15 protein-coding genes, 1 tRNA gene and 3 rRNA genes are annotated in these 23,682 nt (G+C 53.9%); 11 read left to right on the top strand and 8 right to left on the bottom strand.

Annotated elements, in window-relative coordinates:
• Positions 1-9 precede the first annotated feature (9 nt).
• The 8 genes from rluD (at position 10) to SP99_RS16885 (ending at position 11,332) form a co-directional block, all read left to right on the top strand.
• Positions 10-990 carry a 23S rRNA pseudouridine(1911/1915/1917) synthase RluD gene (gene rluD / locus SP99_RS16920; protein ID WP_047959265.1) on the top strand — a complete coding sequence of 327 codons (981 nt, stop codon included), beginning with the start codon at positions 10-12 and terminating at the stop codon, positions 988-990.
• Positions 987-1,718, top strand: a complete 732-nt coding sequence (gene yfiH, locus SP99_RS16915; protein ID WP_025759247.1) for a purine nucleoside phosphorylase YfiH — start codon at positions 987-989, stop codon at positions 1,716-1,718. The genes rluD and yfiH overlap by 4 nt, the downstream gene beginning before the upstream one ends.
• A gap of 129 nt (positions 1,719-1,847) precedes the next feature.
• Positions 1,848-4,421 (top strand): ATP-dependent chaperone ClpB, encoded by a 2,574-nt coding sequence (gene clpB / locus SP99_RS16910; protein ID WP_025759246.1) that lies wholly within the window; start codon positions 1,848-1,850, stop codon positions 4,419-4,421.
• Between the two features lie 430 nt (positions 4,422-4,851).
• Positions 4,852-6,391 (top strand): 16S ribosomal RNA (locus SP99_RS16905).
• 85 nt (positions 6,392-6,476) lie between these two features.
• A tRNA-Glu gene (locus tag SP99_RS16900) sits at positions 6,477-6,552 on the top strand.
• Positions 6,553-6,735: 183 nt separating this feature from the next.
• Positions 6,736-9,639: ribosomal RNA gene (locus SP99_RS16895) — 23S ribosomal RNA — on the top strand.
• 70 nt (positions 9,640-9,709) lie between these two features.
• Positions 9,710-9,825, top strand: a 5S ribosomal RNA gene (gene rrf / locus SP99_RS16890).
• The 16S, 23S and 5S rRNA genes sit together here with 1 tRNA gene alongside, the layout of an rRNA operon.
• A 211-nt stretch (positions 9,826-10,036) precedes the next feature.
• Complete coding sequence (locus tag SP99_RS16885) at positions 10,037-11,332, top strand: MFS transporter (protein WP_047959264.1); 1,296 nt, start codon at positions 10,037-10,039, stop codon at positions 11,330-11,332.
• Here the strand turns inward: SP99_RS16885 and SP99_RS16880 are convergent.
• The 5 genes from SP99_RS16880 to trxC form a co-directional block, all read right to left on the bottom strand.
• A complete protein-coding gene (locus tag SP99_RS16880) occupies positions 11,329-11,652 on the bottom strand; it encodes a YfiM family lipoprotein (protein ID WP_047959263.1) in 324 nt (107 codons plus the stop codon). The two genes, SP99_RS16885 and SP99_RS16880, sit on opposite strands and share 4 nt — an antisense overlap.
• A gap of 45 nt (positions 11,653-11,697) precedes the next feature.
• Positions 11,698-13,053 carry a CDP-diacylglycerol--serine O-phosphatidyltransferase gene (gene pssA / locus SP99_RS16875; RefSeq protein ID WP_047959262.1) on the bottom strand — a complete coding sequence of 452 codons (1,356 nt, stop codon included), beginning with the start codon at positions 13,051-13,053 and terminating at the stop codon, positions 11,698-11,700.
• Positions 13,054-13,163: 110 nt separating this feature from the next.
• On the bottom strand, positions 13,164-15,827 hold the full coding sequence (locus tag SP99_RS16870; RefSeq protein ID WP_047959261.1) for a bifunctional acetate--CoA ligase family protein/GNAT family N-acetyltransferase: 2,664 nt from the start codon (positions 15,825-15,827) through the stop codon (positions 13,164-13,166).
• 35 nt (positions 15,828-15,862) lie between these two features.
• Positions 15,863-16,561 (bottom strand): tRNA-uridine aminocarboxypropyltransferase, encoded by a 699-nt coding sequence (gene tapT, locus SP99_RS16865; RefSeq protein ID WP_047959260.1) that lies wholly within the window; start codon positions 16,559-16,561, stop codon positions 15,863-15,865.
• A 69-nt stretch (positions 16,562-16,630) separates the two neighbouring features.
• Positions 16,631-17,050 carry a thioredoxin TrxC gene (trxC, locus tag SP99_RS16860; RefSeq protein WP_025757627.1) on the bottom strand — a complete coding sequence of 140 codons (420 nt, stop codon included), beginning with the start codon at positions 17,048-17,050 and terminating at the stop codon, positions 16,631-16,633.
• Positions 17,051-17,254: 204 nt separating this feature from the next.
• On the opposite strand from trxC, the gene SP99_RS16855 reads away from it, so the two are divergent.
• The gene (locus SP99_RS16855) at positions 17,255-18,340 is read left to right on the top strand and encodes a tRNA/rRNA methyltransferase (RefSeq protein ID WP_025757629.1); all 1,086 of its coding nucleotides are present in this window, start codon (positions 17,255-17,257) and stop codon (positions 18,338-18,340) included.
• A 39-nt stretch (positions 18,341-18,379) separates the two neighbouring features.
• On the opposite strand, the gene ung is transcribed toward SP99_RS16855, so the two are convergent.
• A complete protein-coding gene (ung, locus tag SP99_RS16850; protein ID WP_047959259.1) occupies positions 18,380-19,069 on the bottom strand; it encodes a uracil-DNA glycosylase in 690 nt (229 codons plus the stop codon).
• 313 nt (positions 19,070-19,382) lie between these two features.
• Here ung and grcA point away from each other — a divergent pair, with 313 nt between their 5' ends.
• A complete protein-coding gene (gene grcA / locus SP99_RS16845; RefSeq protein ID WP_008502190.1) occupies positions 19,383-19,766 on the top strand; it encodes an autonomous glycyl radical cofactor GrcA in 384 nt (127 codons plus the stop codon).
• A 49-nt stretch (positions 19,767-19,815) separates the two neighbouring features.
• Here grcA and srmB read toward each other — a convergent pair whose 3' ends face one another.
• Positions 19,816-21,144, bottom strand: coding sequence for an ATP-dependent RNA helicase SrmB (gene srmB, locus SP99_RS16840; protein WP_047959258.1), 1,329 nt, complete (start codon positions 21,142-21,144; stop codon positions 19,816-19,818).
• 132 nt (positions 21,145-21,276) lie between these two features.
• Here srmB and trmN point away from each other — a divergent pair, with 132 nt between their 5' ends.
• A complete protein-coding gene (gene trmN, locus SP99_RS16835; protein WP_047959257.1) occupies positions 21,277-22,014 on the top strand; it encodes a tRNA(1)(Val) (adenine(37)-N(6))-methyltransferase TrmN in 738 nt (245 codons plus the stop codon).
• Here the strand turns inward: trmN and nadB are convergent.
• Positions 21,999-23,618: an L-aspartate oxidase gene (gene nadB / locus SP99_RS16830; protein WP_025757635.1), complete on the bottom strand. Its 1,620-nt coding sequence runs from the start codon at positions 23,616-23,618 to the stop codon at positions 21,999-22,001. The genes trmN and nadB overlap by 16 nt on opposite strands.
• Positions 23,619-23,682 lie beyond the last annotated feature (64 nt).

The raw sequence follows: 23,682 nt of genomic DNA, 5'->3' as shown, positions 1-23,682 counted from the left end.
AAGCAGTTTATGGCACAACGAGTAGAACTCACCGCAACAGTCTCCGAAAATCAGCTCGGTCAACGCTTAGATCAGGCTTTGGCCGAATTGTTCCCTGATTATTCGCGTTCACGCATAAAAGAATGGATCCTTGACCAGCGCGTGATGGTAAACGGCAAGATCTGGGACAAACCAAAAGAGAAAGTGTTAGGTGGGGAAGCTGTCGCCATCAATGCTGAAATCGAAGAGGAAATCCGTTTCGAGCCGCAGGATATCCCACTGGACATCGTCTACGAAGATGATGACATCCTGGTGATCAACAAGCCGCGCGACCTGGTGGTTCATCCGGGCGCGGGGAACCCTGACGGTACGGTACTTAACGCACTTCTCCATTATTATCCGCCCATCGCGGATGTTCCGCGCGCGGGCATTGTGCACCGTCTGGATAAAGACACGACCGGTCTGATGGTGGTCGCGAAGACTGTTCCAGCGCAGACCCGTCTGGTGGAATCGCTGCAGCTGCGCGAAATTACCCGTGAGTATGAAGCGGTAGCCATCGGGCATATGACCTCTGGCGGTACGGTGGAAGAGCCAATCAGTCGTCACCCAACCAAACGTACTCATATGTCGGTGCATCCGATGGGTAAACCCGCGGTAACGCATTACCGCATTATGGAGCACTTCCGCATTCATACGCGCTTGCGTCTGCGTCTGGAAACCGGGCGTACTCACCAGATCCGTGTTCACATGGCACACATTACCCATCCGCTGGTGGGGGATCAGGTTTACGGTGGTCGTCCGCGTCCGCCTAAAGGCGCATCGGATGAGTTCATCAGCGTACTGCGCAAATTCGATCGCCAGGCGCTGCACGCGACCATGCTGCGCCTTTACCATCCGATCACCGGTATTCAGATGGAGTGGCATGCGCCTATCCCACAGGATATGGTGGAACTTATTGACGCGATGCGTGCTGATTTCGAAGAACATAAGGATCAAGTGGACTGGATATGACCAAACTGATTGTCCCGGAGTGGCCATTGCCTGAAGGCGTGGCTGCCTGCAGTTCAACCCGCACTGGCGGCGTTAGCCAGGGTGCCTGGGAGTCTTTGAACCTCGGTGCGCACTGTGGCGATGATCCTGAACATGTTGAAGAGAACCGCAGGCGCCTGTTTGCTGCAGGGAACCTGCCGTCGAAACCGGTCTGGCTTGAACAGGTTCATGGTAAAGCGGTACTGAAGTTGACGGGAGAACCCTACGCTTCTAAACGTGCTGACGCCTCTTACAGTAATACTCCGGGCACCGTTTGTGCCGTAATGACGGCCGATTGCCTGCCGGTTCTGTTTTGTAACCGTGCAGGTACCGAGGTTGCCGCAGCGCATGCGGGCTGGCGTGGTCTGTGTGAAGGCGTGCTGGAGGAGACTGTCGCCTGCTTTAAGGATGACCCCGCCAATATCATGGCCTGGCTTGGCCCGGCCATCGGTCCTCGTGCATTTGAAGTAGGACCGGAAGTCCGCGATGCTTTTATGGAAAAAGATCCGCAAGCCGTGGACGCCTTCCAGCCTTCGGGGAATAAATATCTGGCCGATATTTACCAGCTTGCCCGTCAGCGCCTGAATAATGTTGGTGTGACGCAGATTTTCGGCGGCGATCGCTGCACCTTCACCGAAAAGGGTGATTTTTTCTCTTATCGCCGCGACAAGACCACAGGGCGTATGGCAAGTTTCATTTGGCTGATATAACCTAAAGAATCAAGACGATCCGGCACGTGCTGTTTTCTTTTCACATAATTCAGGTCATTAACCTTGAATAATTGAGGGATGACCTCATTTAATCTCCAGTAGCAAATTTGACCTGTTATGGGAGGAGTTATGCGTCTGGATCGTCTTACTAATAAATTCCAGCTTGCTCTCGCCGATGCCCAGTCCCTCGCACTGGGGCACGACAACCAGTTTATCGAACCTCTTCATTTAATGAGCGCCTTGCTGAATCAGGAAGGGGGATCGGTACGTCCTTTATTAACGTCTGCTGGCATTAATGCTGGCCAGTTGCGCACCGCCATCGATCAGGCGCTGAGCCGTTTACCGCAGGTCGAAGGGACCGGCGGGGACGTGCAGCCGTCGCAGGATCTGGTGCGTGTGCTGAACCTTTGCGACAAGCTGGCGCAAAAACGTGGAGACAACTTTATTTCGTCAGAGCTGTTTGTTCTGGCGGCGCTTGAATCACGCGGTACCTTGACCGACCTGCTGAAATCTGCCGGAGCAACCACCGCCAATGTGACTCAGGCGATTGAGAAAATGCGCGGAGGTGAAAGCGTGAACGATCAGGGAGCCGAAGACCAACGTCAGGCTTTGAAGAAATTTACGGTCGATCTGACCGAACGTGCTGAACAGGGCAAACTTGACCCGGTGATCGGCCGTGACGAAGAGATCCGCCGTACGATTCAGGTACTGCAACGTCGTACCAAGAACAACCCGGTACTGATTGGTGAGCCGGGTGTCGGTAAAACTGCCATCGTTGAAGGGCTGGCGCAGCGTATCGTGAACGGTGAAGTGCCGGAAGGGCTGAAAGGCCGCCGCGTACTGGCGCTGGATATGGGCGCGCTGGTGGCCGGTGCGAAATACCGCGGGGAGTTCGAAGAGCGTCTGAAAGGCGTCCTTAACGATCTCGCGAAACAGGAAGGCAACGTTATCCTGTTTATCGACGAACTGCACACCATGGTCGGTGCTGGTAAGGCGGACGGCGCGATGGATGCCGGGAACATGCTGAAACCTGCGCTGGCGCGCGGTGAACTTCACTGCGTCGGTGCTACTACGCTTGATGAGTACCGTCAGTACATTGAAAAAGATGCTGCGCTGGAACGTCGTTTCCAGAAAGTGTTTGTCGCTGAGCCAAGCGTTGAAGATACCATCGCGATTTTACGTGGTCTGAAAGAGCGCTATGAACTGCACCACCATGTGCAGATCACTGACCCGGCCATCGTAGCGGCTGCGACGCTTTCGCATCGTTACATCGCCGACCGTCAGTTGCCCGATAAGGCCATCGACCTGATTGATGAAGCGGCTTCAAGCATTCGTATGCAGATTGACTCGAAACCGGAAGAGCTGGACAGACTTGACCGACGCATCATTCAGCTCAAGCTGGAACAGCAGGCGCTGAAGAAAGAGTCTGATGAAGCCAGTAAGAAACGCCTGGATATGCTCAATGAAGAACTGGACGATAAAGAGCGCCAGTATTCCGAGCTGGAAGAAGAGTGGAAAGCCGAGAAAGCTTCCCTGTCCGGTACGCAGACCATTAAAGCTGAACTCGAACAGGCAAAAATTGCCATTGAGCAGGCGCGACGCGTGGGCGACCTGGCGCGAATGTCCGAGCTGCAGTACGGCAAAATTCCTGAGCTGGAAAAACAGCTTGAGATTGCGACGCAATCGGAAGGTAAAACGATGCGTCTGTTGCGTAATAAAGTCACGGATGCCGAGATTGCTGAAGTCCTTGCTCGCTGGACCGGCATTCCGGTAGCACGCATGCTTGAAGGTGAGCGTGAAAAACTGCTGCGCATGGAGAACGATCTCCACAATAGGGTGATTGGCCAGAACGAGGCGGTTGAAGCGGTATCGAATGCTATTCGTCGTAGCCGTGCAGGGCTGTCCGACCCGAATCGCCCGATTGGTTCCTTCCTGTTCCTGGGGCCGACCGGTGTTGGTAAGACCGAGCTGTGTAAAGCGCTGGCTAACTTTATGTTCGACAGCGATGATGCAATGGTCCGTATCGACATGTCCGAGTTTATGGAAAAACACGCCGTTTCGCGTCTGGTCGGTGCGCCTCCAGGATACGTTGGTTATGAAGAGGGTGGGTACCTGACAGAAGCGGTGCGTCGTCGTCCTTATTCCGTCATCCTGCTGGATGAGGTGGAAAAAGCGCATCCGGATGTGTTCAACATTCTGCTTCAGGTCCTGGACGATGGTCGTCTGACAGACGGACAGGGGAGAACGGTTGATTTCCGTAATACGGTTGTCATCATGACCTCGAACCTGGGCTCCGATTTGATTCAGGAACGTTTCGGTGAACTGGACTACAGCCATATGAAGGATCTGGTGCTGGGTGTGGTAAGCCATAACTTCCGTCCGGAGTTCATCAACCGTATTGATGAAGTGGTGGTGTTCCATCCGCTGGGTGAGAAACACATTGCGTCGATTGCGCAGATCCAGCTGCAGCGTCTGTATAAACGTCTGGAAGAACGTGGATATGAAATTCACATCTCCGATGAAGCGCTGAAACTGCTGAGTAAAAATGGTTACGATCCGGTTTACGGTGCGCGTCCATTAAAACGTGCTATCCAGCAGCAGATCGAAAACCCGCTGGCGCAGCAGATCCTCTCCGGGGAGCTGATTCCAGGAAAAGTGATTCGTCTGGAAGCCAACGACGATCGCATTGTGGCAGTGCAGTAGGTCACAAAACGCAAAAACGAGCCGCTTACGGCTCGTTTTTGTTTAAAAACCAGGCGAGAATTGAGGTCTGGAGTCAGATTTGCCTGGAAAGTGAGCAGTCAGTAAATAATTTTCACTTTATCCTTGCAGGTTCGGAATTACTCCCTATAATGCGCCTCCACTGACACGGAACAACGGCACACACGCCGCCGGGTCAGCAGAGAAAAGCGAAAATAAGCGCTTGACTCTGAGGCGGGAAAGCGTAATATGCACACCCCGCGCCGCAGCGAAAACGAAGCGGCACTGCTCTTTAACAATTTATCAGACAATCTGTGTGGGCACTCAAAGTGACATGGATTCTTAATGTCTTCGGACAATAAATGAATACCAAGTCTCAACGAGTGAACACGTAATTCATTACGAAGTTTAATTCAATGAGCATCAAACTTTTAAATTGAAGAGTTTGATCATGGCTCAGATTGAACGCTGGCGGCAGGCCTAACACATGCAAGTCGAACGGTAGCACAGAGAGCTTGCTCTCGGGTGACGAGTGGCGGACGGGTGAGTAATGTCTGGGAAACTGCCTGATGGAGGGGGATAACTACTGGAAACGGTAGCTAATACCGCATAATGTCGCAAGACCAAAGAGGGGGACCTTCGGGCCTCTTGCCATCAGATGTGCCCAGATGGGATTAGCTAGTAGGTGGGGTAACGGCTCACCTAGGCGACGATCCCTAGCTGGTCTGAGAGGATGACCAGCCACACTGGAACTGAGACACGGTCCAGACTCCTACGGGAGGCAGCAGTGGGGAATATTGCACAATGGGCGCAAGCCTGATGCAGCCATGCCGCGTGTATGAAGAAGGCCTTCGGGTTGTAAAGTACTTTCAGCGGGGAGGAAGGCGTTGAGGTTAATAACCTCAGCGATTGACGTTACCCGCAGAAGAAGCACCGGCTAACTCCGTGCCAGCAGCCGCGGTAATACGGAGGGTGCAAGCGTTAATCGGAATTACTGGGCGTAAAGCGCACGCAGGCGGTCTGTCAAGTCGGATGTGAAATCCCCGGGCTCAACCTGGGAACTGCATTCGAAACTGGCAGGCTAGAGTCTTGTAGAGGGGGGTAGAATTCCAGGTGTAGCGGTGAAATGCGTAGAGATCTGGAGGAATACCGGTGGCGAAGGCGGCCCCCTGGACAAAGACTGACGCTCAGGTGCGAAAGCGTGGGGAGCAAACAGGATTAGATACCCTGGTAGTCCACGCCGTAAACGATGTCGACTTGGAGGTTGTGCCCTTGAGGCGTGGCTTCCGGAGCTAACGCGTTAAGTCGACCGCCTGGGGAGTACGGCCGCAAGGTTAAAACTCAAATGAATTGACGGGGGCCCGCACAAGCGGTGGAGCATGTGGTTTAATTCGATGCAACGCGAAGAACCTTACCTACTCTTGACATCCAGAGAACTTTCCAGAGATGGATTGGTGCCTTCGGGAACTCTGAGACAGGTGCTGCATGGCTGTCGTCAGCTCGTGTTGTGAAATGTTGGGTTAAGTCCCGCAACGAGCGCAACCCTTATCCTTTGTTGCCAGCGGTCCGGCCGGGAACTCAAAGGAGACTGCCAGTGATAAACTGGAGGAAGGTGGGGATGACGTCAAGTCATCATGGCCCTTACGAGTAGGGCTACACACGTGCTACAATGGCGCATACAAAGAGAAGCGACCTCGCGAGAGCAAGCGGACCTCATAAAGTGCGTCGTAGTCCGGATTGGAGTCTGCAACTCGACTCCATGAAGTCGGAATCGCTAGTAATCGTAGATCAGAATGCTACGGTGAATACGTTCCCGGGCCTTGTACACACCGCCCGTCACACCATGGGAGTGGGTTGCAAAAGAAGTAGGTAGCTTAACCTTCGGGAGGGCGCTTACCACTTTGTGATTCATGACTGGGGTGAAGTCGTAACAAGGTAACCGTAGGGGAACCTGCGGTTGGATCACCTCCTTACCTTAAAGAACCTGCCTTTGCAGTGCTCACACAGATTGTCTGATGAAAAGTAAATAGCAAGGCGTCTTGCGATTGAGACTGACACGTCCCCTTCGTCTAGAGGCCCAGGACACCGCCCTTTCACGGCGGTAACAGGGGTTCGAATCCCCTAGGGGACGCCACTTGCTGGTTCGTGAGTGAAAGTCACCTGCCGTCATATCTCAAAACTGACTTGCGAGTCACGTTTGAGATATTTGCTCTTTAAAAATCTGGATCAAGCTGAAAATTGAAACGACACACATGTTATGTGTGTTCGAGTCTCTCAAATTTTCGCAATCATGAAGTGAAACATCTTCGGGTTGTGAGGTTAAGCGACTAAGCGTACACGGTGGATGCCCTGGCAGTCAGAGGCGATGAAGGACGTGCTAATCTGCGAAAAGCGCCGGCGAGGTGATATGAACCTTTGACCCGGCGATGTCCGAATGGGGAAACCCAGTGTGTTCCGACACACTATCGTTAACTGAATACATAGGTTAACGAGGCGAACCGGGGGAACTGAAACATCTAAGTACCCCGAGGAAAAGAAATCAACCGAGATTCCCCCAGTAGCGGCGAGCGAACGGGGAGCAGCCCAGAGTCTGAATCAGCTTGTGTGTTAGTGGAACGGTCTGGAAAGTCCGACGGTACAGGGTGATAGTCCCGTACACGAAAACACACAGGTTGTGAACTCGAAGAGTAGGGCGGGACACGTGGTATCCTGTCTGAATATGGGGGGACCATCCTCCAAGGCTAAATACTCCTGACTGACCGATAGTGAACCAGTACCGTGAGGGAAAGGCGAAAAGAACCCCGGCGAGGGGAGTGAAAAAGAACCTGAAACCGTGTACGTACAAGCAGTGGGAGCACCTTCGGGTGTGACTGCGTACCTTTTGTATAATGGGTCAGCGACTTATATTCTGTAGCAAGGTTAACCGTATAGGGGAGCCGAAGGGAAACCGAGTCTTAACTGGGCGTTAAGTTGCAGGGTATAGACCCGAAACCCGGTGATCTAGCCATGGGCAGGTTGAAGGTTGGGTAACACTAACTGGAGGACCGAACCGACTAATGTTGAAAAATTAGCGGATGACTTGTGGCTGGGGGTGAAAGGCCAATCAAACCGGGAGATAGCTGGTTCTCCCCGAAAGCTATTTAGGTAGCGCCTCGTGAACTCATCTTCGGGGGTAGAGCACTGTTTCGGCTAGGGGGCCATCCCGGCTTACCAACCCGATGCAAACTACGAATACCGAAGAATGTTATCACGGGAGACACACGGCGGGTGCTAACGTCCGTCGTGAAGAGGGAAACAACCCAGACCGCCAGCTAAGGTCCCAAAGTCATGGTTAAGTGGGAAACGATGTGGGAAGGCACAGACAGCCAGGATGTTGGCTTAGAAGCAGCCATCATTTAAAGAAAGCGTAATAGCTCACTGGTCGAGTCGGCCTGCGCGGAAGATGTAACGGGGCTAAACCATGCACCGAAGCTGCGGCAGCGACACTATGTGTTGTTGGGTAGGGGAGCGTTCTGTAAGCCGTTGAAGGTGACCTGTGAGGGTTGCTGGAGGTATCAGAAGTGCGAATGCTGACATAAGTAACGATAAAGCGGGTGAAAAGCCCGCTCGCCGGAAGACCAAGGGTTCCTGTCCAACGTTAATCGGGGCAGGGTGAGTCGACCCCTAAGGCGAGGCCGAAAGGCGTAGTCGATGGGAAACAGGTTAATATTCCTGTACTTGGTGTTACTGCGAAGGGGGGACGGAGAAGGCTATGTTAGCCGGGCGACGGTTGTCCCGGTTTAAGCATGTAGGCGGAACGATTAGGTAAATCCGGTCGTTTTTTAACGCTGAGGTGTGATGACGAGGCACTACGGTGCTGAAGTAACAAATGCCCTGCTTCCAGGAAAAGCCTCTAAGCATCAGGTAACATCAAATCGTACCCCAAACCGACACAGGTGGTCAGGTAGAGAATACCAAGGCGCTTGAGAGAACTCGGGTGAAGGAACTAGGCAAAATGGTGCCGTAACTTCGGGAGAAGGCACGCTGATATGTAGGTGAAGCCCCTGCGGGTGGAGCTGAAATCAGTCGAAGATACCAGCTGGCTGCAACTGTTTATTAAAAACACAGCACTGTGCAAACACGAAAGTGGACGTATACGGTGTGACGCCTGCCCGGTGCCGGAAGGTTAATTGATGGGGTTAGCGGTAACGCGAAGCTCTTGATCGAAGCCCCGGTAAACGGCGGCCGTAACTATAACGGTCCTAAGGTAGCGAAATTCCTTGTCGGGTAAGTTCCGACCTGCACGAATGGCGTAATGATGGCCAGGCTGTCTCCACCCGAGACTCAGTGAAATTGAACTCGCTGTGAAGATGCAGTGTACCCGCGGCAAGACGGAAAGACCCCGTGAACCTTTACTATAGCTTGACACTGAACACTGGTCCTTGATGTGTAGGATAGGTGGGAGGCTTTGAAGTGTGGACGCCAGTCTGCATGGAGCCGTCCTTGAAATACCACCCTTTAATGGCTGGTGTTCTAACGTAGACCCGTTACCCGGGTTGCGGACAGTGTCTGGTGGGTAGTTTGACTGGGGCGGTCTCCTCCCAAAGAGTAACGGAGGAGCACGAAGGTTAGCTAATCCTGGTCGGACATCAGGAGGTTAGTGCAATGGCATAAGCTAGCTTGACTGCGAGAGTGACGGCTCGAGCAGGTGCGAAAGCAGGTCATAGTGATCCGGTGGTTCTGAATGGAAGGGCCATCGCTCAACGGATAAAAGGTACTCCGGGGATAACAGGCTGATACCGCCCAAGAGTTCATATCGACGGCGGTGTTTGGCACCTCGATGTCGGCTCATCACATCCTGGGGCTGAAGTAGGTCCCAAGGGTATGGCTGTTCGCCATTTAAAGTGGTACGCGAGCTGGGTTTAGAACGTCGTGAGACAGTTCGGTCCCTATCTGCCGTGGGCGCTGGAGAATTGAGGGGGGCTGCTCCTAGTACGAGAGGACCGGAGTGGACGCATCACTGGTGTTCGGGTTGTCATGCCAATGGCACTGCCCGGTAGCTAAATGCGGAAGAGATAAGTGCTGAAAGCATCTAAGCACGAAACTTGCCCCGAGATGAGTTCTCCCTGAGCCTTTAAGGCTCCTGAAGGAACGTTGAAGACGACGACGTTGATAGGTCGGGTGTGTAAGCGCAGCGATGCGTTGAGCTAACCGATACTAATGAACCGTGAGGCTTAACCTTACAACGCCGAAGATGTTTTGGCGAAGAGACGACACAAGATTCAGCTTTGATACAGATTAAACAGAATTTGCCTGGCGGCTTTAGCGCGGTGGTCCCACCTGACCCCATGCCGAACTCAGAAGTGAAACGCCGTAGCGCCGATGGTAGTGTGGGGTCTCCCCATGTGAGAGTAGGGAACTGCCAGGCATCAATCAAGAAGAACCCCGTACCGTAAGGTGCGGGGTTTTTTGCTTTGTGTTTTTACTGCTCTGGCCTTTCTCTTAATCCATTATCCTGCTAATGGAATGTGTGATCTTTGTCTCAATGTTATTTATAACAAAATTATAACATTTCATTTACGAGGCAATTGAGTTTCAGAACTCAATACGCCGTAGTCTATGGCAGGAGCATAATCACAATGACAGAAAGCATTACATCAAACGGGACGCTGGCTAACAGTGATACCCGAAGAAGGGTATGGGCCATCGTCAGCGCCTCTTCAGGGAACCTGGTTGAATGGTTCGACTTTTACGTCTACTCATTCTGTTCACTCTATTTCGCTCATATATTCTTCCCATCCGGCAACACCACTACGCAACTCCTACAAACAGCGGGTGTATTTGCTGCAGGATTCTTAATGCGACCCATTGGTGGCTGGTTGTTCGGCCGCATTGCGGATCGTCAGGGGCGTAAGGCCTCCATGCTGATTTCGGTCTGTATGATGTGTTTTGGCTCTCTGGTGATCGCCTGCTTACCGGGCTATGAATCGATTGGTACCTGGGCACCGGCGCTACTTTTACTGGCCCGCTTATTCCAGGGGTTATCAGTGGGGGGCGAATACGGTACCAGTGCGACCTACATGAGTGAGATTGCGCTGGAAGGACGGAAAGGCTTTTACGCTTCATTCCAGTATGTCACGCTGATTGGCGGTCAACTGCTGGCCATTCTTGTGGTGGTGATCCTGCAGCAGATCCTGACGGATGAACAGCTTCACACCTGGGGCTGGCGGATCCCGTTCGCAATGGGGGCCGCGCTGGCGATCGTTGCACTTTGGCTACGCCGTCAGTTAGATGAAACTTCTCAGAAAGAGGTCAGAACGCTGAAGGAAGCGGGAACGTTTAAAGGATTATGGCGTAACCGCAAAGCTTTTCTTATGGTGCTGGGCTTTACTGCAGGGGGCTCTCTCAGTTTTTACACATTTACCACCTATATGCAAAAGTACCTGGTGAACACCACCGGGATGCACGCCAACGTTGCCAGCGTTGTCATGACTGTAGCGCTGTTTGTCTTTATGCTCATACAACCAATCATCGGGGCGCTCTCGGATAAAATTGGCCGCCGAACGTCGATGCTTATTTTTGGTGGATTATCGGCGCTCTGTACCGTTCCTGTTTTGACTGCCCTTCAGCATGTATCCTCACCGTATGCTGCATTTGCGCTGGTTATGCTGGCGCTGGTGATTGTCAGTTTCTACACCTCGATCAGCGGGATACTGAAAGCCGAAATGTTCCCGGCGCAGGTACGTGCTTTAGGGGTAGGGCTCTCTTATGCGGTCGCCAACGCGTTGTTTGGCGGATCGGCGGAGTATGTTGCGTTGTCTTTTAAATCATGGGGAAGCGAAACGACATTCTTCTGGTACGTAACGGGAATGGGGGCGCTGGCCTTTATTGTCTCTCTGATGTTGCATCGCAAAGGGAAAGGTATTCGGCTTTAATAGTGCGCCATCTGCCACACGGCATAGCCGGTCGTTGCGCCAGCGACGTCCCAGGCGAAATCTTTCCAGCTCCAGCCGCTCCCTGCGGGGCGGCTATCCCACAGCTCTTTTGACGCCCCAAGCCCGACTGAGAACATTAGCCCAATCGTCGCGCTCCGATCCTGGCTGTATCCCTGATGTTGCGCATACTCATTACCGGCGGCGGACAGCATAGCGGAAGCGAGAAAATGTTGTGCTTTATCCTGTCCGGACCAGTTATCGTTGGCCATATGGCTACAGCCACTCAGTAAGATAACGCTCAGCAACAGAAGAATACGCATCAACGGGCTCCATAAAAAAGCCCTGCGGGTGGCAGGGCCTGGGTATTACAGAATACGGCTGATAAGTCGGTCGATACGGATTCGACGTAAGCGGCGAATAAGCTTGCGAACTTTCACCGGATAATCGGCAATACTCTGCAGTTCGCGGTAGTGATTCACCACGGTTGTATGCGTGCGAATCAGTTCCAGCTCACGTTCACGCTTTGCGGCTAATTCATGCTGAGGGTCATGGATCAGGATAGCGTTTTCCAGATCCAGTCGCCACGCGCGTGGGTTCAGGTTGTTACCTGTCAGCAGCATCCACTCATCGTCTATCCACATGCCTTTCAGATGGTAACTGTTGTCTTCATCTTTCCAGAGACGCACAACCAGTTGGTCGGTATTAACGTAGTATTGTAAACGGCTCAGGAAACGGCGCAGGTTAATCTCATAGAGATAAGGCAGCGCACCGATAATTTTGAACGGTTGATCTTCAGGAATGAAGAAGTCGTTTGCGGTTTTATCACCGACGATGATTTCCACTTTTTTGCCGTCGCGCAGTAGCTGAATGATATTGCGCACCAGCACGGCAGGAAGGTTGAAGTACGGCGTACAAATGGTGAGTTTCTGCTCCGCGCACGGCATCAGATGGAAGATCGTTTTGTTCAGCTGGCTGGATTTACCGAGCCCGACCAGCGGGGTAACGGATAACTCTTCGTTGTTTGCATCACCCTGGAAATGATAGACCGCATCACGCAGCTCCTGACGGAAGGCGCGAACATCATTTTTGATCTCCGGGCTTTTAGGACGCTCAGGATCGTCAAGACGATTAACGCCACGGCCATGGACCAGATTTTTATCAACCCAGTTGAACATGATATCGGCCATCTGCGGATTGCGAATCAGATGGTAACGGTCGTAGCGATACTTATCGAGCTGATGCAGGTAAACATCATTCAGACTGGCGCCGCTGTAAAGCACGCTGTCATCGATGATAAAGCCCTTGAAATGAAGGACGCCGAGCGCCTCACGGGTATTGACTGGCACGCCATAAACAGGCACATCAACGCCAGGATTTTCCTGCGCCGTGCGGCAATACCAGTCAGCATTGGTGTTTGAAGCGGCAGCGCCGATACGGCCTCGCTGAGCGCGATGCCAGTCCACCAGCACGCGAACATCCAACTCTGGACGCTGACGTTTGGCTTCATAAAGTGCGTTCAGGATCGCACGCCCGCCTTCATCTTGTTCAAGATACAGCGCCACAATGCAAATGCGTCGCGTGGCACTGGCAATCTTTTCCAGAAGCGTCTCCCGAAAATGCGCAGGAGCGTAAAAGAACTCTACATCATCAACTGACTGAGAAATCTTCGGTAGTTGAGCAAGGTGTTGTTGATGTTTATTACGCTTAAATTTTGACAACATCACAGTGCGTTTCTTCTCTGTTCATTGAAGGGTTGTTTGTACCATGCAAACAACATAAGCGGACAATGATACCACCAGTCCCGTCCAAAGTGGGTAACATTTCCAGTAGCTTACTCGTGTTTGTCTGCTGATGTCAGGCTCAGGGACAGGGCAACAATACCTTCGTCCAGCTGAATATCAACATCAAATCCAAGTTTTCGCGCCAGGGTCACCATACCGCGATTGTTAGGCATAGTAATGCCATTGAGACGTAACAATCCGTGATCTCGCGTATAACTGATGAGTTTTTCCAGCAGCCGTCTTCCCAGCCCCAGACCTTTGAGGTCGGAACGTACCAGTACAGCAAACTCTGCATCAACGTTATCCGGGTCAGAAATAGCACGCGTAACGCCAAGGATCTCATCCCCCTTATCAGAGCGACGAACGGCCACAAACGCCATTTCTCGATCGTAGTCGATCTGGGTCATATTGGCTAAATCATCGTGGGTAAATTCGTTGATTTCGCTAAAATAGCGATAATAAAGATCCTCTTTCGTGACCTGAGAGATAAAGGCCCGCAGCTGGGGTTCATCTTCCGGAAGAATAGGACGGAACAGCGAACGTTCTCCATTTTTCATCTCTACCCACTCCTCCAGTTGCAGAGGATATGGACGGATTGCCAGACGGCTCTCGCTGTCTCCTTCAAATGGCGCGATATCCAGCGTCACGTCCAGCGCCGTGAACTCATTGCCGGAGGCAAGGAGCGGGTGGATATCCAGCCGCTGGATCTCGGCGCAATCTACAATCAGGTTAGACACCTGGACCAGGAACTGACTTAACCCGGCAATATCGAGCGGACGCAGCGCACTCCGGCCACGGATCTTTTTGCTTTTAATTGCCTGAATGATCAAATAGCGCGCCAGATTCATGTTCAGCGGCGGTAATGCCACCACGGCTTGCTCTTCCGGACGCCACTCAACGCCGCCTTCTCCCAACATGATCAGCGGGCCAAACACGGGGTCGTGTTCAACCACGACCCGCAATTCCTGAGCCCCTGCGCGGTTAGCCATGCTTTGCACCAGCAGCCCGTGGATCCGTGCCTGCGGCCAGGCCATTTTGACCCGATCGAAAATGGCATCTGCAGCCTGCTGCACCTCTGTCGCCGTGCGCAGGTATAACATAACCCCCTGAACATCGGACTTATGCGGAATATCCGGGGAGCGCAGCTTCAGGGCCACCGGATAGCCTATCTGCTCGGCTATGTGTACTGCCTCCGCGCTGTCGCTGGCGATCCAGGTCGGCAGGGTTTGCATGCCGTAACTGCCCAGAATGGGCTGAACTTCATGCGTATCAAGCGACGTCGCTCCCTCTTCGATAGCCTGCTGCAACAGCCGGTGAACGTCGACGGTATTCGCCGTCAGATTACCGGGCAGCGCCGGCGTTTCACGCAGCTGTTTCTGGTTGCGGCGATATTCCACCATGTGCATAAACGCGGTGATGGTGCCTTCCGGTGTACGGTAGGTTGGCAGCCCGGCTTCGCTGAACAAGCGTCGCGCCTCCTGAGAGGAAAACTCGCCGCACCAGTTGGTGAGCAGGGTGACATATTTGCCTCGCGGATGAGTACGCACGGCATCAATAAGCGCCCGCGCGCTTTCACTGCCCGGGGCGACCGCGCTGGGGGAGTGGATAATCATCAGCGCATCGAAATCCTGGCTGTCCAGTAAAATGGAGATAGCGCTAATATAGCGCTCGCTGCTGGCGTCATCGCGCAAATCAAGCGGGTTGCCGGGCGTCACGCTGGTCGGAAGCGCGTCTCTCAGGCGCTGCAGCGTCTCTTCACTCAGGGTTGCCAGCTTGCCGAAGCGGCGCCACAGTTCATCCAGCGCGAGGGCGGCAGGCGCGGCGCCGTTACTGACTATCATTAACTTCTCGCCGCGCAGCGGGCGCATATGGCTTAACGTTTCAACGGCGGAAAACAGCTCGTGCGTATCCTGTACCCGCAGCAAACCCGCGCGTTGAATGGCTGCATCCCAGGCGGGATCCATACCGGAATGGGAATGCAGCAGACGTTGGGCCGCAGGGCTGCGACCGCTTTTGATCACCAGGATCGGCTTATTACGCGACGCACTTCGCGAAGCCGATACAAAGCGACGGGCGTCGCTAAGATGCTCAAGATAAAGCAGGATCGCACTGGTTTTGCTGTCTCGTGCGAGAAAATCCAGCAGTTCATCAACGTCGATATCCAGGCTATCGCCCAGGGCAATGAAGTAAGAAAATCCCATTTCACGCTGCTGCGCCCAGTCGAGAATGGTGTTTGATACCGCAGCCGACTGCGAAATAAACGCGAGCTTGCCTTTGCGGATCGGTACCGGAGAGAAGCTGGCATTCAGCCCCTGCCAGGGAGCGAGCAGACCCAGACTGTTTGGCCCAAGAATGCGCATCTGATAGCGGCTGGCGCAGGCCAGAAGTTCGCTTTTTTGCTCAGGGGGAGACGAGAGAATAATGCAGGTTTTACATCCCTTCTTGCCGAGTGATTCCAGCAGTTCCGGATTTCGCTTCGCATTGGTACAGAGTACGGCAAGATCCGGCACGAAAGGCAGGCTTTGCACATCGGGCCAGGCCAGTACGCCCTGAACCGCTTTATAAGCCGGCGTGACGGGCATGACGGGGCCATTAAATCCACCGGCCAGCAGGTTACGCATCATCAGATAGCCTGCACGATCCGGTTTCATTGATGCGCCGATGACGGCAATGGATTTAGGACGAAGTAGCGCTTCTAACCCTCGCTGGCTCATGCAGGCCTCCTGTGAATGCAAGCGACCTGATGATTTTAAACGCTTTCTGGCTCTGTTGCTGTGACACTGCCCTTATGAACGGTTTTTCCCGCCAGATAGCGCTCCCGGAAACGTGAGAAATGGTTGCCCAGTGCGCCTGCCGCCGCGGTATCTCCCGCTAAATCCAGAAGCGCTATGGCCACTTCGGCGGTGCAGTATTGCCCGTCAGCATGCGCTTCACGCAGCCGATAGGTGGAGATGCGGGAAAGATCGACAGAAATCACCGGCAGGGCGTCGAGGTAAGGGCTCTTGCGAAACATTTTCCGCGCTTCGGTCCAGGTGCCGTCGAGCATAATAAACAGCGGTGGTTTCCCGGATGGCGGTACCGAAAGCACCTGGCGATCGGCCCCTGCATAAGAGGCGGGAAAAACGACCATCGGCTGATAGTCCGGGCTTGCCACCAGATCGAGCAGGGCCTGAGGGGGTTCCGTACGGGACCACTGAAACGCGGCGGTATCCGGCAGAATATCGGCGATCAGACGTCCCGTATTGCTGGGTTTCATCGGCTCGGTGTCGAACATGACCAGACAAAAACGACTCTCTGCCGTACCCGGGACCAGCGTCTCACACAGACAAACCTTCAGCGGTAACAGGCAGCGCTGACAGCGACGAATACGATTGCCGCGGGCAAGAAAGGGGCGAGTCGCGCGGGCAAGGCGCTCGGCGCGTAATTGAAGAACAGCGTTATTTGTCATGGGCGAAATGGAGGAAAAACCCTATTTTCGCAGAGGCGGGAACGGGGCACAAGATGTGCCCCGTGAATGTTACAGTGATTCGTTAAGCCAGCTATCAAACGGGGCTTTTGGAACCGCACCGTTGAGCATGTCGACCACTTCACCCTTTTTGAAGATCATAATGGTCGGAATGCTGCGGATCTGAAAACGCGCGCTAAGCTCACGCTCCGCCTCAGTATTGACCTTAACAAAGCGCATTTTACCGCTGCGCTCTTCGGCGACATCTTCAAAGATCGGCGCGAAGTTTCGGCACGGGCCGCACCATGGTGCCCAGAAATCGACCACCACAGGGAGATCGTCCTTGAGGAGTTTGTCCAGCGTAGCACCCGTCGCGTTAATGACATCGCCATCAAACAATTCATGGCCACAACGTCCGCATTTCGCACCATCTTCGATCCGATCGTCCGGAATGCGATTAAGAGCCTGACAGTTGGCACATACGGTATTCATAACTAACCTCTGATAGAGCCGTGGGACAGCGGCAGTGCGCCGATTATGTTTCCAATATGTTACATATTATCAATGAGCCTGTTTGAAACAACAATGCGTTTTATTCAATGAGAACAATAGTCACAGGCTTTTGTACGAAATTATGGCTATGCGCTGGCACATCGGGTAATCTGCGCGCTTCGCGCAGCGCTGGTGGAGAAAAGCATGAACGACGAAATGAAAAACAAAAGCGGCAAGGTCAAAGTGATGTATGTCCGCAGTGATGATGACTCTGATAAACGCACCCAAAATCCGCGTACCGGAAAAGGTGGCGGGCGTCCGGCGTCTTCTCGTGCAGACGGTGGCCGTCGCCCCGCCCGCGATGACAGAAACAACCGCGGTGATGACCGCAAACGTGATGACCGTAAACGTGACGATCGCAAACGCGATGACTTCTCACGTGATAACGCCTCCCCGTGGCGCACCGTTTCGCGCGCGCCGGGTGACGAGACGCCAGAAAAAGCCGATCACGGCGGTATCAGCGGTAAAAGCTTTATCGACCCGGAAGTGCTGCGTCGTCAGCGTGCGGAAGAGACCCGTGTGTATGGCGAGAACGCCTGCCAGGCGCTGTTCCAGAGCCGTCCTGAGTGTATCGTCCGCGCCTGGTTTATCCAGAGCGTAACCCCGCGCTTTAAAGAAGCGCTGCGCTGGATGGCTGCAAACCGTAAAGCTTACCACGTGGTTGATGATGCCGAACTGACCAAAGCGTCAGGAACCGAGCACCACGGCGGCGTTTGCTTCCTGATCAAAAAACGTAACGGCACAACCGTTCAGCAGTGGGTCAGCCAGGCGGATGCCGATGACTGCGTGCTGGCGCTGGAAGATGTCGGCAACCCGCACAACCTGGGTGCAATGATGCGCAGTTGCGCACACTTTGGCGTGAAAGGCGTGCTGCTGCAGGATGCTGCGCTGCTGGAATCCGGCGCCGCGATCCGTACTGCCGAAGGCGGAGCCGAGCACGTTCAGCCGATCACCGGCGACAGCGTTCTGGATGCCCTGGAGCAGTTCCGTAAAGCGGGCTATTCCATTGTCACGACGTCGAGCCATGCTGGTACGCCGCTGTTTAAAGCGACGCTGCCGCGTAAAATGGTTCTGGTGCTGGGTCAGGAGCGCGATGGTTTGTCTGACGCGGCGCTCTCCAGTGCGGATCTGAGCGTTTCTATCGACGGGACAGGTAATGTGGAAAGTCTGAACGTGTCCGTTGCGACCGGCGTACTGCTGGCCGAATGGTGGCGTCAGAATAAGGCATAAGCCTCTTATGTGCCGGGTCAGCCCCGGCACATTCAAACCTTACTCGCTTTCTGCCGGCAACACAGGCATCCAGTCAATCGGCGTTTCGCCACGTTTTTCCAGCCATTCATTCGCCAGAACAAAATGATTACTGCCAAAGAAGCCGCGATGTGCAGACAGCGGTGACGGATGCGGTGCTTTCAGGACATGATGACGCTGACGGTCGATGATCGCCCCTTTCTTCTGCGCATGCGATCCCCACAGTAAAAATACCACCCCTTCACGATGCTCATTGATAAGGCTGATGACTTTATCGGTGAACGTTTCCCAGCCCAGGCTGGCGTGCGAGTGCGCCTGGCCCGCTCGTACGGTGAGCACGGTGTTTAATAACATCACGCCCTGGCGCGCCCAGCTTTCCAGGTAACCGTGAGTGGGACGGGTAAACCCGGGCACGGTTCCCTCAAGCTCTTTATACATATTGAGCAGAGAAGGAGGGATAGCCACGCCCGGACGTACGGAAAACGCCAGCCCGTGCGCCTGGCCCGGACCATGGTAAGGATCCTGGCCAAGGATAACGACTTTAACATCGCTCAGCTCGGTATAGCGAAACGCGTTGAAAACATCTTTCTGCGGAGGATAAATCGTCTGGCCAGACTGTCGCTCTGCCGCAACGGTACTGAGGGTGTTGATAAAATAGGGTTTCTGTTTCTCTTCTGCCAGCACATCGTGCCATGTCAATGGGGTGGTCATCTCGCTCTCCTGCGGATCTCATTCTGCGTCTAGCTTAACCGTTAAAGTCGCGGGTGCAAAATCAGAGGCGGAAATAGGCGTAAGTTACTCAATTTGTGTTGAAATTATGCGTTATAAGTTGAATTGGTAAGATCGTAAAATTGATCTGGAACAATAAAATCAGACCACACTCTTTATGTGGTTGGTGTTTTTGTTGATTTAAATCAATAAATCACCGATGTGTGAATGTTATATATACACACAAGAAACAATGGTTTTACCAATTGGCCGCGCGAGGCCGGCATCAGTTAATGTAGCCTAAGGGAGGCAACACATGATTACAGGTATCCAGATTACTAAAGCTGCAAATGACGATCTGCTCAACTCTTTCTGGCTGCTGGACAGTGAGAAAAACGAAGCGCGCTGTGTCGTCGCGAAAGCAGGTTTTGCTGAAGACGAAATCGTGCCAGTGAGCAAACTGGGCGAGATCGAGTACCGTGAAATCCCAATGGAAGTGAAACCGGAAGTGCGCGTGGAAGGTGGTCAACACCTGAACGTTAACGTGCTGCGCCGCGAAACGCTGATGGACGCGGTTGAGCATCCGGAGAAGTATCCACAGCTGACCATTCGCGTGTCCGGCTATGCTGTGCGTTTTAACTCTCTCACCCCAGAGCAGCAGCGCGACGTTATCGCGCGTACCTTTACTGAAAGCCTGTAATGGCTTCAGGCTGGGTGGAATAAAAAAGCCGGGATTCCCCGGCTTTTTTTTACTCTTCTGTTTTTGGCTCTGTCGCGGCAGAGCTTGGCTTACGGCGCTTACCAATATTTTTGGTATCGCGGTGGCGCTGTTTCACGCGCGGCTTCTCTTTTTCTTTCTCTTTTCGCTCAGCACGTTTCGCGAGTGCTTTCTTGGACGGTTTACCCGTCATCTTCTCACTCGGCGCACGTGTGGTCGGGCGGAGCTCGTCGATGACGCGCGCTTTCAGCGGCTCATCAACATAGCGGCCAATTTTCTTCAGCAGCAGGTAGTCATGAGCCTCGACCAGTGAAATCGCAATACCTTTGCGACCCGCGCGGCCGGTACGACCAATACGATGCAGATAGGTATCTCCGCTGCGCGGCATATCGAAGTTAATGACGTGGCTGACGTCCGGGATGTCGATCCCGCGTGCGGCAACGTCGGTGGCAACCAGCACGTTAACACGGCCATCGGTCAGGCGCTTAATGCCTTCGGTACGCTTGATCTGCGCCATCTCGCCTTCAAGATAGCAGTTGTTGATGCCGGCATTACGCAGCATTTCAGCCAGCTCGTGTACACGCTCGCGCTTACGCACGAATACGATGGTACGGGTAGCTTCTTCCTGCTTCAGCAGGTGCTTAAGCAACGCCACCTTGTGCTCAAGATTGTCTGCGCGGTAGTACCACTGGTGGATCTTCTTACGCTCGCGTGTGGACGGCGTGGCAGACACTTCAACCGGATCATCCAGCAGACGCTCTGCGAAATCATTAATTGCTTCCCCTTCGAGGGTGGCAGAGAACAGCATCGTCTGGTTTCGCCAGCGCGTCTCACCGGCAATGTGCTCGATATCCTGGGCAAAGCCCATGTCCAGCATGCGGTCGGCTTCATCAAGAATCAGCGTTTCAACCGCGCGGCAGTCGAAGTTCTCTTCTTTGATGTACTGCAGCAGACGGCCCGTCGTCGCCACGACGATGTCCTGGTTTTCGCTGAACACTTCGGCGTGGTTCATGTACGCAACGCCGCCAGTGATGGTGGCAATATCCAGATGCGTATTCGCCGCGAGTTCACGCGCGTGATCGGCAACCTGCATAGCCAGTTCGCGCGTAGGCGTCAGGATTAAAATACGCGGCGGGCCAGATTTTTTACGTGGAAAATCGAGCAGATGCTGCAACACAGGCAGCAAATAGGCTGCTGTCTTCCCCGTGCCGGTTGGCGCAGAACCGAGCACATCGCGGCCCTCAAGCGCAGGCGGAATGGCCGCTGCCTGAATGGCGGTCGGGCGTGTAAAGCCTTTGCTCTCAAGGGCATTGAGCAGGCTTTCATCGAGTTCAAGTTCGGAAAAAGTCGTTACAGTCATGTTCTACCTCTGTGTGGGGCGCTGATTATAGACGTTACGGCTGTAATCTTCATCTGTTTGTATGGATATCGCTTTCCGGCCACTTCGCTTTCCCCTATGCTACTCCAGTTTCACTTAGAAGGTTGCCCTGACATGTCTCAACTCAAAGCGCAGCTGCGCCGCGATGGTTTTACGTTTAAACAATTTTTTGTCGCTCACGATCGCTGTGCCATGAAGGTCGGTACAGACGGTATTTTACTGGGAGCGTGGGCGCCTGTCGCAGGCGTTAAGCGTATTCTTGATATCGGTACCGGCAGCGGGCTGGTGGCGTTGATGCTGGCGCAACGTACTGAAGAGCATGTCACCATTGACGCCGTCGAACTGGATGCGCAGGCAGCAGAGCAGGCGGGTGAAAATGTGGCTGAATCCCCGTGGGCGGCCCGAATGAGAGTGGAGTGCGTGGATGTGCTGGCCTGGGCGCCTGAACAGACCGCACGATACGATTTGATCGTCAGTAATCCTCCGTACTACGAGCCCGGCGTTGAGTGCGGTACGCCTGAGCGTCAGCAGGCGCGTTATACCCATTCCCTCGATCATAAAGCCCTGCTCATCAGTGCGGCAGAACTCATCTCTGAAGACGGTTTTTTCTGTGTCGTGCTGCCGGAAAGCACGGGCAACACATTTATTGGTATCGCCCAGGAGATCGGCTGGACGTTACGTCTGCGTACTGATATTTCGGACACGGAAGGTCGGCTGCCGCACCGCGTGCTGCTGGCGCTCTCGCCGAAAGAGGGGGAGTGCTTTAATGATCGAATGGTGATCCGTGGGCCAGACCAGCGTTATTCCGAAGATTACACTGCCCTGACCCAGGCGTTTTATCTGTTTATGTAAACCTGCGGGGCGAGTATTGACGGGCCGGACTCCGCAAGCTGATCCGGATAGTCCAGGGTATAGTGCAAGCCGCGGCTCTCTTTACGCATCATCGCGCAGCGAACGATCAGCTCGGCAACCTGTACCAGGTTACGCAACTCCAGCAAATTGTTGGAGACACGGAAATTGGCATAGTATTCATCAATTTCCTGCTGCAGCATGGTGATGCGGCGCAACGCGCGTTCAAGACGTTTCGTGGTGCGCACAATTCCGACGTAATCCCACATAAACAGCCGTAGTTCATGCCAGTTATGCTGGATCACGACCAGCTCGTCCGGGTTTTCCACACGGCTTTCATCCCAGGCCGGTAAGTGCTCTGTCTCACGGGCATAAGGCATGCGTTTCGTGATGTCTTCTGCGGCAGACCAGCCGTACACCAGACACTCCAGCAGCGAGTTAGAGGCCATACGGTTCGCGCCGTGAAGGCCGGTATAACTCACTTCACCGATAGCATACAGGCCATCCACATCGGTACGACCATGATCGTCAACCATTACGCCACCGCAGGTATAGTGAGCGGCTGGGACAATGGGGACCGGATCGCGGGTTAAATCAATGCCCAGACCGAGCAGTTTTTCGTAAATCATCGGGAAATGCTGACGAATAAATTCTGCAGGCTTGTGGCTGATATCGAGATACATGCAGTCCACGCCAAGACGTTTCATCTCATGGTCAATGGCGCGAGCGACGATATCGCGGGGGGCCAGTTCGCCCCGGTCGTCAAAGTCCGGCATAAAACGGGTGCCGTCAGGGCGTTTCAGGTAAGCCCCTTCTCCGCGCAGGGCTTCCGTCAGCAGGAAGTTGCGTGCCTGCGGGTGAAACAGGGCGGTTGGGTGAAACTGGTTAAACTCGAGGTTCGCTACGCGACAACCGGCACGCCAGGCCATAGCGATCCCATCTCCGGAGGCAATGTCCGGATTAGTGGTGTACTGATACACTTTGGAAGCCCCCCCCGTCGCCAGCACGACGGCTTTCGCCTGACAGGTTTCCACCTTCTCTTTATTCCGGTTCCAGACCCAGGCACCCACCACGCGACGCGTGCCGGGCAGGCCAATTTTGTCGGAGATAATCAGGTCAACGGCATTACTTCGCTCAAGCACCCGAATATTAGGATGGTTCAGCGCTTTACTGACCAGCGTGGTCTCTACCTCTTTTCCGGTGGCATCCGCTGCGTGCAGGATGCGGCGGTGGCTATGGCCGCCTTCTCGGGTCAGGTGGTAGCTCTCTTCACCGTTGGGCTGGACCTGGGTATCGAATAACACCCCCTGGTCGATGAGCCACTGAACGCAATGACGGGCATTGCTGGCGACAAACTCTGCGGCGTGCGCATCCACGATCCCGGCCCCGGCGATCAGCGTATCGTCGACGTGGGATGCAATGCTGTCTGTTTCATCAAACACGGCGGCAATGCCACCCTGGGCGTAAAACGTGGAACCTTCACTGATCGGCCCTTTACTCAGAACGATTACGTTCTGGTGCTCGGCCAGGCGTAGCGCCAGAGAGAGCCCGGCAGCGCCGCTGCCGATGATCAATACATCACAATGGAGTTCGGGTGTTGTGTTCATGATTGTTGTTTAATTTACTAAACAGTGTTGAGTCAGAATAGCACCCGTGTGCGATATATCGCAC

Source organism: Enterobacter sp. BIDMC92 (genome assembly GCF_001030225.1).
Classification (GTDB): domain Bacteria; phylum Pseudomonadota; class Gammaproteobacteria; order Enterobacterales; family Enterobacteriaceae; genus Enterobacter; species Enterobacter sichuanensis.
The sequence above is the reverse complement of the archived record's forward strand: the minus strand, read 5'-3'. Positions and strand labels throughout refer to the sequence as shown.

What these genes read in the sequence shown, in the direction of transcription:
- SP99_RS16855 (WP_025757629.1), top strand. Translation starts at nt 17,255, where the DNA reads ATGAACGACGAAATGAAAAACAAAAGCGGCAAGGTCAAAGTGATGTAT.
- trmN (WP_047959257.1), top strand. Translation starts at nt 21,277, where the DNA reads ATGTCTCAACTCAAAGCGCAGCTGCGCCGCGATGGTTTTACGTTTAAA.
- tapT (WP_047959260.1), bottom strand. Translation starts at nt 16,561, where the DNA reads ATGACAAATAACGCTGTTCTTCAATTACGCGCCGAGCGCCTTGCCCGC.
- srmB (WP_047959258.1), bottom strand. Translation starts at nt 21,144, where the DNA reads ATGACTGTAACGACTTTTTCCGAACTTGAACTCGATGAAAGCCTGCTC.
- nadB (WP_025757635.1), bottom strand. Translation starts at nt 23,618, where the DNA reads ATGAACACAACACCCGAACTCCATTGTGATGTATTGATCATCGGCAGC.
- yfiH (WP_025759247.1), top strand. Translation starts at nt 987, where the DNA reads ATGACCAAACTGATTGTCCCGGAGTGGCCATTGCCTGAAGGCGTGGCT.
- pssA (WP_047959262.1), bottom strand. Translation starts at nt 13,053, where the DNA reads ATGTTGTCAAAATTTAAGCGTAATAAACATCAACAACACCTTGCTCAA.
- clpB (WP_025759246.1), top strand. Translation starts at nt 1,848, where the DNA reads ATGCGTCTGGATCGTCTTACTAATAAATTCCAGCTTGCTCTCGCCGAT.
- rluD (WP_047959265.1), top strand. Translation starts at nt 10, where the DNA reads ATGGCACAACGAGTAGAACTCACCGCAACAGTCTCCGAAAATCAGCTC.
- SP99_RS16880 (WP_047959263.1), bottom strand. Translation starts at nt 11,652, where the DNA reads ATGCGTATTCTTCTGTTGCTGAGCGTTATCTTACTGAGTGGCTGTAGC.
- ung (WP_047959259.1), bottom strand. Translation starts at nt 19,069, where the DNA reads ATGACCACCCCATTGACATGGCACGATGTGCTGGCAGAAGAGAAACAG.
- SP99_RS16870 (WP_047959261.1), bottom strand. Translation starts at nt 15,827, where the DNA reads ATGAGCCAGCGAGGGTTAGAAGCGCTACTTCGTCCTAAATCCATTGCC.
- grcA (WP_008502190.1), top strand. Translation starts at nt 19,383, where the DNA reads ATGATTACAGGTATCCAGATTACTAAAGCTGCAAATGACGATCTGCTC.
- trxC (WP_025757627.1), bottom strand. Translation starts at nt 17,050, where the DNA reads ATGAATACCGTATGTGCCAACTGTCAGGCTCTTAATCGCATTCCGGAC.
- SP99_RS16885 (WP_047959264.1), top strand. Translation starts at nt 10,037, where the DNA reads ATGACAGAAAGCATTACATCAAACGGGACGCTGGCTAACAGTGATACC.